Here is a 15,021-nt window from a genome sequence, read left to right on the forward strand (position 1 = left end):
GTGCGTCACGCGCACGGTTGCTGTCCCATCGCCTGCTTCATTTCCTCTGGCGTGACGTCGCGCGTGTGCGTCGCGACCGACCATTGATGGCCGAACGGGTCTTCCACGCGCCCATAGCGATCGCCCCAGAACATGTCGGCGACGGGCATCGTCACTTTCGCGCCCGCGCTTTCGGCCTGCTTCACGGTGGCGTCGACGTCTTCGACATACAGGTGGATCGTGACCGGCGATCCCTTCAGCGCCTTCGGACCGACCGAGCCGTATTGCGGAAATTCATCGACTAGCATCAGCGTCGAATCGCCGATCCTGACCATCGCGTGCATGAGCTTGCCGTCCGGCGCGGGAATGCGGCCGAGCTCGACGGCGTCGAACGCGCGCTTGTAGAACTCGATCGCTTCGGCGGCGCCCGCGCAGACGAGGTGCGGGGTCAGCGAATGCATGCCTTCGGGGATGGGCTTGACAGCGGAAGTGGACATATCGGCTCCGTGTTGTGGATGAAGCGCGCCGGGTTTGGCGCGGCCCTCATACGCTACAACGAACGGACAGCCGGTCAATCGACACGACTACGCACGCCACCGTCAAATTTTGTTTGCAGCCGCGGATTCGCCTTGGGGGATAGCTTATTTCGAAGGCCGGTCAGCGAGCGATTGAATGAGCGCCTCGAGTCGCGAGAAATTGACGGGCTTGGTCAGATGGTCGCGAAAACCCGCTTCGCGGCAACGTCGAATGTCTTCGTCCATGCCGTAACCCGTGATCGCCACCGAAGGCTTGTCGGGCTGAACGGTCTGCCAGGCGCGCGCGATGTCGAGCCCGCTGCCGTCCGGAAGGCCGATATCGCTGACGAGCAGATCGAATGGCCCGCTCTGCGCGCGCTCGAGCGCCTGGGCGACGGTCACGGCGACTGTCACTTCGTGGCCGAGCATTTCCAGCACCTCGGCCATCGCCGATGACGTCTGCTCGTTGTCCTCCACGAGCAGCACCTTGAGCGCGCGCCCCTGCTCCCGACTCGCGGCCTCGACGAGCGGCGCGTCCTCGTGCGCGGGCTGGACCCTCGCGAGCGGCAGCGTGAGCGTGAAGCGCGCACCGGTGTCGCGCCCCTCGCTATAGGCGGAGAGCGTGCCGCCGTGCTTCTGTGCCAGCGTGCTCGCGATCGCGAGGCCGAGCCCCAGGCCGCCGAACGAGCGCGTGATCGAATCGTCCGCCTGCTCGAACGCGGAGAAGATGCGCGGCAGCGCCTCCGCGCTGATGCCGATGCCGCTGTCCGTCACCGAAACCGCGATCGTCGACGGGTCGGGGTTCCAGGTACGCACGTCGATGCGCCCGCCCGCCGGCGTGAACTTCACCGCGTTCTTCATCAGGTTCCAGACGATTTGCTGCAGGCGCGCGGCATCGCCGAGCACGACGAACCGGTCCGCATCGAAACGCGTTTCGAGCGTGAGGCCCTTCGCGCGCAGATCGGCCTCGGACATGTCGAGCGCGCTCGTCAGCAAGGTATCGAGCGCGACGCTCGCGAAATTGAGCGACAGCTTGCCGCGCGCGATGCTCGTAAGATCGAGCAGATCGTCGATCAGACGCGCTTCGAGCTCGACATTGCGACGGATGAGATCGAGTGTCGGATGCGCCTCGCGCGGCAGCGAATGCTTCATCTCGAGCAGGCGCACGGCCGCGAGAATCGGCGTGAGCGGCGTGCGCAGTTCATGCGACAACACCGCCAGAAAATGGTCCTTCGCGCGATTCGCGGATTCCGCCTGATCTTTCGCGAGGCGCAGCGCGTCGGCGGCCATGTGGGCGTCGGTCGCATCGCGCACGATCTTCGAGAAGCCGATCAGCTCGTCATGCTCGCTGCGGATCGCCGTCGTCACGCCCGAGGCAAAGAACGAATGGCCGTCCTTGCGCCAGAGCCAGCGGTCGTCGCTCGCGCTGCCTTCGCGCCGCGCCGTCTCCAGCTCGGCATCGAATACGCCGGCTTCGCGGTCTTCCTGCGCATAGAAGATGCTCGCGGACTGGCCGAGCACGTCCTGCGCCGGAAAGCCCAGAATGCGCTCGGACGCCGCGTTCCACGTGCGGATGCGCCCTTCGGGATCGAGCGTGATGACGGCGTAATCCTTCAGCGCGTCGATGAGCAGGCGGAAGTGCGTCTCCGTCTCGCGCAACGCACGCTCGACCGCGATGCGTTGCGCGCGCTCGGCGCTCTCGCGCATCGCGCGGCGCACGACCGCGGGCAGGCGTTGCAGTCGCTGCTTCAGCACGTAGTCGGTCGCGCCGCGCTTGAGCATGTCGACGGCATGCTCCTCGCCGAGCAAGCCCGACACGAAGATGAACGGCGTGTCCGGCGAGCGCTCGCTCGCAATCGTGAGGGCCTCGATGCCGGAAAACGTGGGCATCACGAAATCGGCGAGGATGACGTCGAAGCGCTTTTTCCCGAGCTCGGCGATGAACGCCGCGGAGTCGTACACGATCGACGCATCGACGGCGTAATCCGCGCGCTCCAGCTGGGCGATCGTCAGCTCCGCATCCAGTGCGTTGTCTTCGACGAGAAGCAGATGCAGGGGCTGCATGATCTAGACGTCCTCTTCAAAGGACGCCTGCTGGCGCATCGGACCGGGCGAGTTCGCGAACATGGGCGCTGCAATCATTGCGCGGCCGGCGGCCGCCGGAAGCGTGTCGAGCCCGGCGGCGGTTCGTTGAGGACCGCCCAGAATACGCCGAGGTCGCTGATCGCCTCGACGAACTCGGCGAATTCCACGGGCTTGACGACGTAGGCGTTCACGCCGAGCTCGTAGCTGCGCACGAGATCCTGTTCCTCGCGCGAGGACGTCAGCATGACCACCGGAACGCTCTTCAGCGACGCATTCGAGCGGATCATGTCGAGCACTTCGAGACCATCGATTTTCGGCAGCTTCAGGTCGAGCAGGATCACCGCCGGATTGCCGGGCGCGCGCTCCTTCCACTCGCCTTCGCAGGTGAGATAGTGGATGGCTTCCTGGCCGTCGCGCGCGACGATCACTTCGTTCGCGAGCTGGCTCTTGTCGAGCGCAACGAGTGTGAGCTCGAGGTCGTTTGGATTGTCTTCGACGAGCAAAATCGGTTTAAGCATGGTCTTTTCTTGACTTTGTACCTGGGCCGCCCTGCGTTCCATTCGCATGGCGGAATACGACCGGCAAGGAGAAATAGAATACCGCGCCCTCTCCCGGCCGCCCTTCGGCCCATGTGCGCCCTTCGTGGCGCTCGACGATGCGCCGCACGTTGGCAAGCCCGATGCCCGTGCCCTCGAACTCTTCCGCGCGATGCAGCCGCTGAAACACGCCGAACAGCTTCGCGCCGTACTTCATGTCGAAGCCGACGCCGTTGTCGCGCACGCCGATCACGTATTCATCGCCGTTTCGGGTCGCGAATATCTCGATTTTCGCCGATTCCCGCGTCCGCGTATATTTCACGGCGTTCGAAATGAGGTTGCGCACGGCGAGCTGCAGGAAAGCGGCGTCGCCGGTGACGCGCGGCAGCTCGCCGATGACCCATTCGATGCGCCGTCCCGCGCCTTCCGCCTCGAACTCCTGGACGACGCCGCGCACGAGCTGCCCGAGATCGACCGGGGCCGGCCTGAGCGCCGCGCGGCCCATCTGCGAGAACGTCAATAGATCGTCGACGAGCGTGCCCGCAAAACGCGCCGACTCCAGCATGTTGTTCATGAAGCGCCGGCCCTTGTCCGACATGCGCTCGCCTTCCTGCTCGCGCAGCAGATCGCCGTAGCCCGCGATATGGCGCAGCGGCGCGCGCAGGTCGTGCGACACGGAATAGGAGAACGCTTCCAGCTCCTTGTTCGCGCGTGCAAGTTCGGTCGCGAGTTCGGCGCGCTCTTCCGCGCGGCGCAGCACGATGTTCAGCAGCGCGCCGCGCAATTCGCCGGCGAGTTCGAGTTCGCCCTGACGCCACATTGCGGAATGTCCGCGCACCGTCTCGAGCCACGGCGAAAAGCTCGTGCGCGGCGTGCTCGCGCCATCGGCGCCTGCTATTTTGACCGGCTCGCCCGCCCACTTGATCGTCTGCATCATTTCGGGCCTGAACCATAGCAGATAGTTGCGAAAGATCTGCGAGACCGGCACCGCGAGCACGCCGCACGCGTTGTCCTCGTGCGCCTTGGCGGGCGCCCATTCGCGCGCGAGCGAATCCGTCGCCCACACGCCGGTCGTGTTCTCGGCGAGCCAGTTCGTGAGCGCGCGCACAGTGTCCTCGTCGGGGGTCGAGCCGAGCAGCGTGATCTGATCGTCGAAGACGATCGCCGCGCCCGCCGAGCGCGCGAAGCTCAATACGTCGTTCGGCACCGCCTGCAAACCCGCGACGAAGTTCTCGTGCTCGCCCATCGCGGAAATCAGACGGCCCATCGTGCGGCGCAGCGCGGCCAGATACTCGCCTTCGGCGCGCTCCTCCTTCGCTTCGATCTGCAACGACAGCATGTGCCCGAGATGCTCGACCGCGACGCGCGTGTTGAACGGCACGATGCGCGCGTCGTGATCGTGACACGAGATGAGTCCCCACAACTGCCCGCGCACGACGATCGACACGGACATCGAAGCGTGCGTCCCCATGTTGCGCATGTATTCCAGATGCACCGGCGAGAAGCTGCGCAGCGTCGCGTACGTGAGATCGGTGGGACGGCCAGTGGCCGGGTTCACACTTGGCACGAGCCGCGCGGGCGTGTAGTTCACGTCGACGACGAGGCGGATGCGGTTCTTCAGATACAACGCGCGCGCCTGGCGCGGAATGTCCGACGCGGGGAAAAACTGATGCAGGAACGACGGATAAGCCTCGTCGCGGTCTTCGGCGAGCACGTGGCTGCGGCCTTCCTCGTCGAAGCTGTAGAGCATCACGCGGCCAAAACGCGTGATCCCCCGCACTTCGCGCACGGCGAGCTCGGCGAGCGCCTGCACGGTCGCCGCCTCCTGGAGTCCGCGCGCGAACGTGCGCACGAGCGGATACATGGATGCGAACGCGTCGCCGGTGGCGGCGGCGGTTTCCATTTCGACGATGAGCGTGCCCTCGTGACGATGCATCGTGACATCGAAACGCAGCGAGCGTTCGGAGGACGAAGGCGTCACGTCGATCGGGCCGATATATAGCGGCGCGTCCTCGAGCACAGAGGTGGCCGCCGCCTGCGCGATACGTTGCGCACCCGCCGCGCCGATCACGGCATCGAGCGGCTCGCCGAGCAATGCGTCGACGTGCGCGCCTGTCAGCGATGCAAGGTTTTCGCTTACCTGCACGATGCGCAGGTCGTCGCCGAGCACGAGCAGAAAGCCGTGCGGCTGGATGCCGCCGGGAATGTGGATCGGCTCGGCATCGCAGTCCTTGCTCGCGACGCCCGAACTGAGCGTGCGCCGGCGTGCTTCGGCATCGGGCGGTCCCTTCGATGCGTCGTGCAAAGCCCCTGCGCCGATGGGCGGCTCGCTTGCGGCGCTCATCAGACAGCTCCGGGCGCTGGCTGCAAACGCCCGACATCGGCCGTTTCGGGGCACAGCCACGCGTGCAGGCTGTCGAAGGTGGCGATGGCGGCTTTCACCGCATCGTCGTAATGGCGTTCGGGCACGCTTGCCGCCGCGGTCTCGCGAAACGCCTTCCACATGCTGCCCGTGCGCGGGCCATAGCCGTCGAAATAGGCATTGCCACGTCCCGGCGCGAGATCGAGACGCTCGGCGACATGAGGCGCGATGAAACGCCCGCCGAGCGTGCTGCCTTCCATCACGTACATCGAGCCGAACGCATCGCCGATGTTGCGCATGCGCGGCAGATCATCGTGTGCATCGGCCTGCTGCACGCAAGCGACGTACTGTGTCTCGCCTGTCAGCGCGGCGAGGTCGGCGGCAAGTAGCGTCGCCTTGCGGCGCGCATCGAAAAAGTCGGAGAGCGATGCCGGCATGCACGCGGCTACCGCATCTTCCCAAGGCGCGACGTAGCCATAGAATCGTTCGAGCAGCGCAATGTACTCGTCGCGACGCAGGTCGTCCCGCATGAGGTCGAGTGCATTCTCGAGCCGCGCATGGCACGCGGCGGTTTCGTTCTTCAGACGGGACAGAAGTTCGAGGGGCATGTTCCGTTATGTTGGCTTCGGTCCGTAAAGCGGGCAAAGAGTGCAGACATCGGAAGGGCTTACCGGTTTTGCGCGGACCTGGATCGGGCGCATCGGTAGAAAAAACGCCGCAAACGTTGCCTTCCAGACCTGCTCGTGTTCAACGGTTCATTCTACGCAAGCGGCTTGCGCGGTGCCATTCGCCAAGGCTTTCACCGTTCGGTTCATGGCTCGCGCGAGCGCCTTTCGTCGGTGTTGACGTTCGCAAGATCGTCGCGCTGCGTGTCTCGCTGATAGTCGCCGCCGCCTCGTCGATCCGTATCGACGAGGCCGCGTTCGATGTCTTCGTGGGCCTGCGTGCCGACGTCGCGCGCTTGGTCCTCATGCTGCGATTCGACGTTCTGATCCGTCTCGTGAGGCAGCGGCGCCTTCGACGCATCGTCATGCGCCTGTGTCTCGCGGTCCTTGCTCGCCATCTCGCGTCCGCGTTCGGGCGCGCTCGCCGGCGTGATGTTCGTCTGCTTCATCATCGTCTCCCTGTGTGGACGCTCACTTGCGCGAGCCGTCCATGCCGAGCCGCTTCTTCATCTCGGCCGTGATTCTTTGACGCGCCTTGTCGTAGCCCGCCCAAGGATCGCCCTGCAACGTATCGAGCCGCTCGCGCACGTTGCCGATGCTCCATTGATCGCCGCTCTTCACGTCGTCGAGTTCATCCCACGAAAGCGGCATCGACGCGCCGAGCCCCGGCCGCGCGCGCAGCGAAAACGCCGCGACCGTGCTCGACCCGCGGTTGTTGCGCAGATAGTCGATGAAGATCTTGCCCTTGCGGTTCTGCATGCCCATCTTCGCGGAGAAGAGCTTGGGCAGCGTGCTCGCCATATGCTGCGCGACCGCCTGTGAGAACGCCTTCATCTCGTCCCAGCCCGCCTGCTTCGCGAGCGGCACGACCACATGAAAGCCCTTGCCGCCGCTCGTCTTGCAGAACGACGTGAGGCCGAGTTCGGCGAGCAGATCCTTCGTCAGCTTCGCGGCCTCGACCATGCGTTCCCACCCGACGCCTTCGCCCGGATCGAGATCGAACACCATGCGATCCGGCTTCTCGATGTTCGATGCCACCGCGTTCCATGTATGCAGCTCGATCGTGCCCATCTGCGCGGTGCCGACGAGCGCCTGCGACGATTCGATCGTCAGCAGCGGCGGATGCCCCGGATCGATATCGGGATGCTGCGTGATATGCGGAATCGCGAGCTTCGCGCTGTGCTTCTGAAAGAACAGCTCGCCGCCGATATCCTCCGGCGCCCGCACGAGGGACACCGGCCGGTCCTTCAGATGCGGCAGCATCCAGTCGGCGACCGACGCGTAGTACTCGACGACATCGATCTTGCGCAAGCCGGTCGATTTGTCGATTACGCGATCCGGATGGCTGATCTTCACGCCTTCGATTTCGGCCGAACTCGTCCTGGCCTTCGTCGCCGTCTTCTCTGCAGGCGTCTTCTTTACAGGTGTTTTCTTAGCGGCCGTCTTCGATGCCACCTTCTTCGCCGATGCCGGCTCTTCCTTCACGATCTGACGCGCGGGCTTATCGTCCCGCAGGCTGACGAACGAGGCTTGTCGCACGATACGCTCCTTGGTCCATTCCGCGAAATTGCATTCGGCTACGAGCTCGGGCTTCACCCAATGCACAGGCGTGCGGCTGCGTTCCTGCGGCTCGCTCGCGAACGGCATGCGCTTCACTTCGCGCTTGTCGAGTTCCTTCTTCACTGCGACGAGCGTCGCGTGATCGAAGCCGCTTCCCACGCGCCCCGCGTATTGCAGCTTGCCGTGCGTGTCGTAGACGCCGAGCAGGAGCGCGCCGAACTGCCCGCGGCTGCCCGAGGGTTCCGAGTAGCCGCCGATGACGAACTCCTGCCGGCGACGGCACTTGAGCTTGATCCACGACGCGCTTCGCCCCGAGACATACGTGCTGTCGATACGCTTGCCGATGATCCCTTCGAGCGCCATGTCGCATGCGCTCTTGAGAAGATCGTCGGCGTGAAAGGCGAAGTCCCGCGAATAGCGCAAAACAGGATCGTCGACAGGCTCGATGAGCGCCTTCAAAATCGCGCGGCGCTGCACGATCGGCACGTTGCGCAGGTCGTAGCCGTTCAGATATGGCACGTCGAAGAAATACACGACGATGTCCTGCGGGCGTCCCACGTCGAACGCGTTTTGCAGCGCCTGAAAATCGGGCAGGCCGCGATCGTCGAGCACCACGGCTTCACCGTCGAGCCAGCCGCTTTCGATATCGAGCCTGTCGAGCGCCTTCACCTGCTTCGAAAACTTCGCGGTCCAGTCGTTGCCGTTGCGCGTGAAGATCTGGATCTCGCGCTTGCCCTTGATCGTTTCAACGCGCGCGAGTATGCGATAGCCGTCGAACTTTATTTCGTATGCCCAATCATCGCCGGGAGGCGCGGCATCGACGAGCGTCGCGAGCTGCGGCTTGAAAGTCGCGGGCAGCTTCGCCTTGACTGCGCCTTCGATCGCGGGTTCGTGCGACAACGTGCGCAACGACTCATCGCTGCGATTCGCGACGATATCCGGATGCGCGTGTCCGTTCGCTTCCTTGCTGATCGTTTTTCGTGCCGGCGCTTTCTTCGCGGCGGCCTTGCGTTCGGTGCGCTCGCGAATGGCACCGCTCTTGTCGCGCGCGCCGAGCGATGCCGACATCACACTGCCAGGCTTCTTCAGCAGGATGTCGTATTCGGCTTCGGGACGCGCTTCGTCGTCCCGTTCCTTGATGAGCAGCCACTGCTCCTTGTCGCCGCTGCCGCGCATGTGACTCTTCACGAGCGTCCAGCCGCCGTGCAGCTTTTCGCCGTCGAGGATGAACTTGAGCTTGCCTTTCTCGTACTCGCGCGCGGCTTCCTCGATGCTGCCCGACTGCGGCGCCCACGTGCCGCGATCCCATACGATGACGCTGCCTGCGCCGTAATTGCCCTCGGGAATGTCGCCTTCGAAGGAGCCGTAGTCGAGCGGATGATCTTCGACATGCACCGCGAGCCGCTTGACCGATGGATCGAGGCTCGGCCCTTTGGGCACCGCCCACGATTTGAGCGTGCCGTCGAGCTCGAGACGGAAGTCGTAATGAAGACGGCGCGCGTCGTGTTCCTGAATCACGAACGACAGCGCCTGATCCGCGGGTTGCTTCGCGCGCGCACTGCGTTTCGCGGCGCCGGACGGCTCAGGCGTCTTGTCGAAGCTGCGCTTGCGCTGATAGGTATCGAGTTTGTCAGCCATCGTCGTCTATGCGTGACCTATGCGTGACTCCGGCGCTCACGCGCGCTTGCGACGCGTCGTCTTGCGTGCCGGGCGCGCCTTTTCTTCACTGGATTCGTCGCCGGCGTCGTCACCGGTTTCGTCATCGGATTGCGCGGCCTTGGCGCCGCGTTTGGGCGCGCCGCCTTTCTTCAGACTGCGCTTGAGCAACTCCGACAGATCCAGAATCTCGGCGGACGCTTTTTCTTCGCCGCCCTCTTCGATCTTCATCACTTCGGCGATCTTGCCTTCCTTCACCTTCTTGTCGACGAGCGCCATGATGTCGTCCTTGAAGGTGTCGTGATATTTCGCTGGATCCCATGAGTCGCTCATGTCGTCGATGAGGCGTTTTGCCATCTCCAGTTCCTTCGGCGTGACGCCGGCCTTCTTCGTGTCTTCGTCGGGGAACTTGAACTGGCTGAAGTCGCGCACTTCGTCGCCCCAGCGCAGCGTATTGAGCGCGAGCGCGGGACCGACGGGGATCAACGCCGCGAGATGCTGCTTGTTATGCAGCACGACGCTCGCGATGCCGACCTTGCCGGTGTCCTTCAGTGCGTCGCGCAAGAGCGCGTAGACCTTTTCGCCCTTGCGATCGGGCGCGAGATAGTAAGGCGTATCGAGCGACAGAAAGGAGATTTCGGGCGCATCGACGAAGGCGAGGATGTCGACCGTCTGCGTCGATTCGGGATTGGCCGCGCGGATTTCGGCGTCGGTCATCACGACATACTTTCCCTTCTCGTACTCGAAGCCGCGCACGATGTCATCGCGCGTGACTTCCTTGCCCGTGTTCTTGTTGATCTGCTTGTAGCCGATCGGATCCATCGAGCGCTTGTCGAGGAGGTTGAAGCCGACCTTCTCCGACTGCGTCGCCGGATAGAGTTGTACGGGGACGTGGACCAGCCCGAAGCTGATCGCGCCTTTCCAGATCATGTGCGGCATCACGGCACCTTCGCTGTCGGATCGAGTCGATGGGTTCGCCCGGGCGCTCGCGCCGAGGCGTTTTCGCACCGCCATTCGCGCGGTATCGACGAGAATCGCACGAAGCGTGCCAGAAGGCGCGCAAGCCCGGACGTGCGCAGCGCATGGACAATCAGGTTTACCGCGAAACGATTCGGCTCACCGATCTGTAGGCTTTACTGAGGGTGACCGAACGCGGGGAATTCGGAGGTTGAGGAGATAAAGACCGTTAGTTGCAAGCTAGCTACTAAATAGGCCGATCGAAATCGGCACGTCATGACGATGACGGTTATTTACGGCTCGCGGTGACGGTCAACTGCGTGCCGTCGTCGAGCGTGACGGTTTTCTTCGAGCCCGTGGACGTCGGCATCGAGAAACGCACGATCTGGCTGAAACGATTGTCGACCGGACATTGCAGAGTTTTACCGCCCACGGTCACCTTGCTCGTGCCCTTCGGCGCGTAGGCGCGAAAGCTGATCTGCACATTCGCGGAACCGTTGTCGGCGACGACCGGCGCGAAGCGGATCTGCACCTGCCGCACCGCCTGGCCGTTTGCGCTCTTTGGCACCGACGCCGCCTGCGGGCAGTCATCCGGCACGGCCTGCGCCCCGCCCGGTGCTGTGCCCTGCCAGGTGAAGTCGTCGGTCTGGCCGGAGCGGATGGTACGCGTTTCCTGCTCGTTGCCGAAACTCTTCGACGCCATCTTCACCGTGTACCTGATGGGGCCGTCATTGGGCGCTTCGGAGAGAACCTTGATGCCTGGCGTCGCGTGGGCTGTCGCTGCGAACATTGCGAGCGCAGCGACGGAAACGATGCGACGAACGATCAAACGACGACTCATGTCGCCACCTCCGTAACGAGCGCTAAGGAAGGCCGGCGCCACGCGGCGCCGGCGTACTGCGGGCGGTTTCAGTCTAGCGCCCTGCATCCCGGCTCATCCTAGTGGAAAACCCGCGTGCGCAGAGAGGTCGATGACGTTCGTCAATGCGCGCTCAGAAGCCGGTCAGCACGAGCTTGCCGACCGTGCGCCCTTCTTCGAGCAGCCGATGCGCCTCGCGTAAATTCGCCGCATTGATCTTGCCGAGATCGCGGCCGACGGTCGTGCGGATCGTGCCTGCGTCGATCAGCCGCGCCACTTCGGAAAGCAGTTTGTGCTGCTCGATCATGTCGGGCGTCTTGAACATCGCGCGCGTAAACATGAACTCCCAATGAAACGCCGCGCTCTTCGATTTCAGCAATTCGACCGGCACCGGCTTCGCGTTCTCGACGATGGTCGCGATGCCGCCCTGCGGCTTGATGACTTCGGCGGCCGCGGGGAAATGCTTGTCGGTGTCGTTGAAGATCAGCACGTAATCCACTTGCGGGAAGCCGATGTCCTTCATTTGCTTCGGAATGTCCCCGAAGTGATTGACGATGTAATCCGCGCCGAGATCCTCCGCCCATTTCGCCGATTCGGGCCGCGAGGCCGTGGCGATCACCTGAAGCTTCGCGACGCGCTTGGCGAGCTGGATGCCGATTGAGCCAACGCCGCCCGCCCCGCCGATGATCAGCACCGACTTGCCCGCATCCTTGCCTTCCGCCGACACGCGCAGCCGCTCGAAGAGCGCTTCCCACGCGGTGATGGTCGTGAGCGGCAGCGCGGCGGCGCAGGTGAAATCGAGCGACTTCGGCTTCGCGCCGACGATACGCTCGTCGATCAGATGGAACTCGCTGTTCGCGCCCTGCCGCGTGATGTCCCCCGCGTAGTAGACCGGGTCACCGGCTTTGAACAGCGTGACCTCGGGCCCGACCGCCTCCACGACGCCCGCCGCGTCCCAGCCGAGCACGCGCGGCGCTGCTTCGACCTTGTCCTTCGGCGCGCGCACTTTCGTGTCGACGGGATTGACGGCGATCGCCTCGATTTTCACGAGCAGGTCGCGGCCCGTCGGCGCGGGCTTGTCGAGCTCGATGTCGACGAGCGATTCGGGATCGGAAATCGGAAGGTACCGCGTGAGGCCGATGGCTTTCATGTTCGTGCTCCGTGAAGTGGATGTTGAATTGATCATACTGCCCGATCGCTCTCTGGAAAACGGTCATAATCCATGAAACATTTTTCGGGAAATCCATCGAATGGCGAGCGATCCTTTGACGGACGGCACACACCGCGAACGGCTCGATCTGCTCGATGTCGGCCTGTTCATGCGTGCGGCGGCGCTCGCGAATCTGTCGTCGGCGGCGCGTGAATTCGGCTTATCGCCCGCGGTGGCGAGCGCGCGCATCGCGGGGCTGGAGCGCATGCTCGGCACGCGGCTTTTGCATCGCACGACGCGGCGCGTTTCCGTCACGCAGGAAGGCGAAATCTTCGCGGCGCACGCGCGCGAGCTGCTCGACGCCGCCGAGGCCGCGCGCGCGTCGGTCGGGCGCGCACGGGCGCATCCGCACGGCCGCCTGCGCGTGACGATGCCCTCGTCGCTCGGTCGCCAGCACATCTCGCCGCTCATTCCCGCGTTTCTGCGCGCGTATCCCGGCGTGACGGTCGAGTTGCGCATGACCGACCAGATCGTCGATCTCGTCGATGAAGGCATCGACCTCGCGATCCGCATCGGTGCGCTGAAGGATTCGACGCTCGTCGCCCGGAAGCTCGCGAGCAACCGGCGCGTGCTGTGCGCGTCGCCCGCGTATCTCGCCGCGCACGGCACGCCGCGTCATCCGGCCGATCTCGCCGGGCACGAATGCGTGATACTCGCCGATCAGCGCGACTGGAGTTTCGTGACGCCGACCGGCGTGATCGACGTGCGCGTGTCGGGGCGGCTCGTGACGGATAACGGCGAAGTGATCCGCGATGCGCTCGCGGCGGGTATCGGCATCGGGCTCAAATCGACGTGGAGCGTCGCGCCCCTGCTCGCGAGCGGCGAACTCGTCACCGTGCTCGATGACTATCCGCTCGCGCAGACCGTCGCTATCTGGGCCGTGTATCCGAGCCGCGCGTTCGTGCCGCCGAAGACGCTCGCGTTCATCGACTTCCTGGCGGCGCAGTTCGGCGAGCCGCCTTACTGGGACGTCGATCCGGCGCGCGTGCAGCGCTGAAGGTTCTTTACAATGGCGGTTTCTTGTCTTCGTTCGCTTGCATCCCGATGAATCTCGTCATTCAAAGCCCCGCCCCGATCTCCGATTCACATTTGCGGCCGCTCGCTGCGCTCGCGGGCTCGCAAGAGACTCGACGCGTGGACGACGCGCTGCTGCGCCTGATCGACGCCGATCCGCTTCAGCGCCCCGATATCGACGCCTACTGCGGCGCGCATGGACTGGACTACGCTTACGTCGAACCGAACGCGAAACTCGCGGATTTCGGCCTCGTCGCGATGGACATGGACTCGACGCTCATCACGATCGAATGCATCGACGAGATCGCCGATTTCTGCGGGCTGAAGGCCGAGGTCGCGGCGATCACGGAAGCGTCGATGCGCGGCGAGATCAAGGATTTCAACGAAAGCCTCACGCGGCGTGTCGCGCTGCTGAAGGGCCTCGACGCGAGCGCGCTGGAACGTGTCTACGAAGAACGCCTCGCGCTTTCGCCGGGCGCGGAACGGATGCTCGAAGGCGCGCGGGCCGCCGGCTTGAAGACGCTGCTCGTGTCGGGCGGGTTCACGTTCTTCACCGAGCGGCTGAAGGCGCGCCTCGGGCTCGATTACACGCGAGCGAACACGCTCGAGATCGTCGATGGCAAGCTGACCGGCAAGGTCGCCGGCGACATCGTGAATGCGGAGGTGAAGGCGCGCACGCTGATCGAGACTTGCGCGAAGATCGGCATCGATCCGAAGCGCGCCATTGCGATGGGCGACGGCTCGAACGATCTGAAGATGATGGCCGAAGCCGGCTTGTCGGTGGCGTTCCGTGCGAAGCCGGTCGTGCGGCAGTCGGCGAGCGTCGCGTTTAACTTTGTCGGGCTCGACGGATTGTTGCGGCTGTTCTGAACGGTTTGGAAACGGCGCGTGGGGGGTATTGCCGTTCACTCAGGCATTCGCCGGATCCCGTTTTGTTTGTGGTTTATTAGCGTTGCCCCTGTGCGGGGCCGCAGTCACTTTCTTTGCTGCTGCAAAGAAAGTAACCAAAGAAAGCAGCTCGTTAAGCCCGCGGTCACACGCAGTTTGACCATGCTTGCCAGGTGACCGTGGGCTGCCTAAGTGTCGCCCTCATAGACCCAATCGGGCTTGGCTCGCGCACGGTCTGTCTCATCGCACCACTCCACTTGCTGGTTCAGCACCAAATAGCTTCGGCACAGCGCTACGCGCTGCCGCCGGGTCTGCAAGGGACAACATCGGTCTGCACTTGCAGTGAGATGGAGGCGTTAGTAACGAAAGTTCGGGCAGACCCAATTGACCGGTCGGCCGCGAAGCGGGCCGGAGCCTTTTGGTGCTGAACCAGTTTGTTGTGTGGCGCGCGGCGACAGACCGTGCGCGAGCCAAGCCCGGTTAGTCTTGTGAGGGCGACACTTAGGCAGCCCACGACCGGCTGGCAAGCATGGCCAAACTGCGTGTGACCGCGGGCGTATCGAGCTGCTTTCTTTGGTTACTTGTATATTGACTCCAAGTATTCGGAAACTATCTTTCCACTTACTCGAAGCGGTAGCCCGTTTGTGTTACATGGGCCCGCAGCCCGAAAGAAAGCTGGTGGCGCCGCTTCTCCTTACCGCTTTGAACCCGAACAGTTGACTGAGCCTCGAGCTC

General features: G+C 63.9%; 12 protein-coding genes. 2 read left to right on the forward strand and 10 right to left on the reverse strand.

Annotated features, from left to right (window positions below):
- Window positions 1-5: 5 nt before the first annotated feature.
- From NCT32_RS07595 to NCT32_RS07640, 10 genes are all read right to left on the reverse strand, one after another.
- Window positions 6-476 (reverse strand): VOC family protein, encoded by a 471-nt coding sequence (locus NCT32_RS07595; protein WP_061121529.1) that lies wholly within the window; start codon window positions 474-476, stop codon window positions 6-8.
- A 144-nt stretch (window positions 477-620) separates the two neighbouring features.
- Window positions 621-2,558, reverse strand: coding sequence for a response regulator (locus NCT32_RS07600; RefSeq protein WP_061121530.1), 1,938 nt, complete (start codon window positions 2,556-2,558; stop codon window positions 621-623).
- Between the two features lie 74 nt (window positions 2,559-2,632).
- Entirely contained in the window at window positions 2,633-3,097 is a 465-nt protein-coding gene (locus tag NCT32_RS07605; RefSeq protein WP_250490076.1) for a response regulator, read from the reverse strand.
- Window positions 3,090-5,459, reverse strand: coding sequence for an ATP-binding protein (locus tag NCT32_RS07610; RefSeq protein ID WP_250490077.1), 2,370 nt, complete (start codon window positions 5,457-5,459; stop codon window positions 3,090-3,092). Before NCT32_RS07610 ends, NCT32_RS07605 begins: the two co-directional genes overlap by 8 nt.
- Window positions 5,459-6,085 (reverse strand): biliverdin-producing heme oxygenase, encoded by a 627-nt coding sequence (locus NCT32_RS07615; RefSeq protein WP_250490078.1) that lies wholly within the window; start codon window positions 6,083-6,085, stop codon window positions 5,459-5,461. The genes NCT32_RS07610 and NCT32_RS07615 overlap by 1 nt, the downstream gene beginning before the upstream one ends.
- Before the next feature lie 203 nt (window positions 6,086-6,288).
- Window positions 6,289-6,594, reverse strand: a complete 306-nt coding sequence (locus tag NCT32_RS07620; protein WP_409241424.1) for a hypothetical protein — start codon at window positions 6,592-6,594, stop codon at window positions 6,289-6,291.
- A 19-nt stretch (window positions 6,595-6,613) separates the two neighbouring features.
- Complete coding sequence (ligD, locus tag NCT32_RS07625; RefSeq protein ID WP_250490079.1) at window positions 6,614-9,340, reverse strand: DNA ligase D; 2,727 nt, start codon at window positions 9,338-9,340, stop codon at window positions 6,614-6,616.
- Between the two features lie 36 nt (window positions 9,341-9,376).
- Window positions 9,377-10,297, reverse strand: a complete 921-nt coding sequence (locus tag NCT32_RS07630; RefSeq protein WP_061121535.1) for a Ku protein — start codon at window positions 10,295-10,297, stop codon at window positions 9,377-9,379.
- 307 nt (window positions 10,298-10,604) lie between these two features.
- On the reverse strand, window positions 10,605-11,156 hold the full coding sequence (locus NCT32_RS07635; RefSeq protein ID WP_061121536.1) for a DUF6013 family protein: 552 nt from the start codon (window positions 11,154-11,156) through the stop codon (window positions 10,605-10,607).
- A 151-nt stretch (window positions 11,157-11,307) separates the two neighbouring features.
- Window positions 11,308-12,324, reverse strand: coding sequence for a zinc-binding alcohol dehydrogenase family protein (locus tag NCT32_RS07640; RefSeq protein ID WP_061121537.1), 1,017 nt, complete (start codon window positions 12,322-12,324; stop codon window positions 11,308-11,310).
- A gap of 100 nt (window positions 12,325-12,424) precedes the next feature.
- Here NCT32_RS07640 and NCT32_RS07645 point away from each other — a divergent pair, with 100 nt between their 5' ends.
- Both NCT32_RS07645 and serB read left to right on the forward strand, forming a co-directional pair.
- Entirely contained in the window at window positions 12,425-13,381 is a 957-nt protein-coding gene (locus tag NCT32_RS07645) for a LysR family transcriptional regulator (protein ID WP_061121538.1), read from the forward strand.
- A 47-nt stretch (window positions 13,382-13,428) separates the two neighbouring features.
- A complete protein-coding gene (gene serB / locus NCT32_RS07650; protein ID WP_061121539.1) occupies window positions 13,429-14,268 on the forward strand; it encodes a phosphoserine phosphatase SerB in 840 nt (279 codons plus the stop codon).
- The last annotated feature ends 753 nt before the right edge of the window (window positions 14,269-15,021 follow it).

Source organism: Caballeronia sp. INML2 (genome assembly GCF_023631365.1).
GTDB classification, from domain to species: Bacteria; Pseudomonadota; Gammaproteobacteria; order Burkholderiales; family Burkholderiaceae; genus Caballeronia; species Caballeronia turbans.

Bases quoted from the DNA above. Each gene is read 5' to 3' on its own strand.
- NCT32_RS07595 (WP_061121529.1), bottom strand. From the start codon at position 476: ATGTCCACTTCCGCTGTCAAGCCCATCCCCGAAGGCATGCATTCGCTG.
- NCT32_RS07600 (WP_061121530.1), bottom strand. From the start codon at position 2,558: ATGCAGCCCCTGCATCTGCTTCTCGTCGAAGACAACGCACTGGATGCG.
- NCT32_RS07605 (WP_250490076.1), bottom strand. From the start codon at position 3,097: ATGCTTAAACCGATTTTGCTCGTCGAAGACAATCCAAACGACCTCGAG.
- NCT32_RS07610 (WP_250490077.1), bottom strand. From the start codon at position 5,459: ATGAGCGCCGCAAGCGAGCCGCCCATCGGCGCAGGGGCTTTGCACGAC.
- NCT32_RS07615 (WP_250490078.1), bottom strand. From the start codon at position 6,085: ATGCCCCTCGAACTTCTGTCCCGTCTGAAGAACGAAACCGCCGCGTGC.
- NCT32_RS07620 (WP_409241424.1), bottom strand. From the start codon at position 6,594: ATGATGAAGCAGACGAACATCACGCCGGCGAGCGCGCCCGAACGCGGA.
- ligD (WP_250490079.1), bottom strand. From the start codon at position 9,340: ATGGCTGACAAACTCGATACCTATCAGCGCAAGCGCAGCTTCGACAAG.
- NCT32_RS07630 (WP_061121535.1), bottom strand. From the start codon at position 10,297: ATGCCGCACATGATCTGGAAAGGCGCGATCAGCTTCGGGCTGGTCCAC.
- NCT32_RS07635 (WP_061121536.1), bottom strand. From the start codon at position 11,156: ATGAGTCGTCGTTTGATCGTTCGTCGCATCGTTTCCGTCGCTGCGCTC.
- NCT32_RS07640 (WP_061121537.1), bottom strand. From the start codon at position 12,324: ATGAAAGCCATCGGCCTCACGCGGTACCTTCCGATTTCCGATCCCGAA.
- NCT32_RS07645 (WP_061121538.1), top strand. From the start codon at position 12,425: ATGGCGAGCGATCCTTTGACGGACGGCACACACCGCGAACGGCTCGAT.
- serB (WP_061121539.1), top strand. From the start codon at position 13,429: ATGAATCTCGTCATTCAAAGCCCCGCCCCGATCTCCGATTCACATTTG.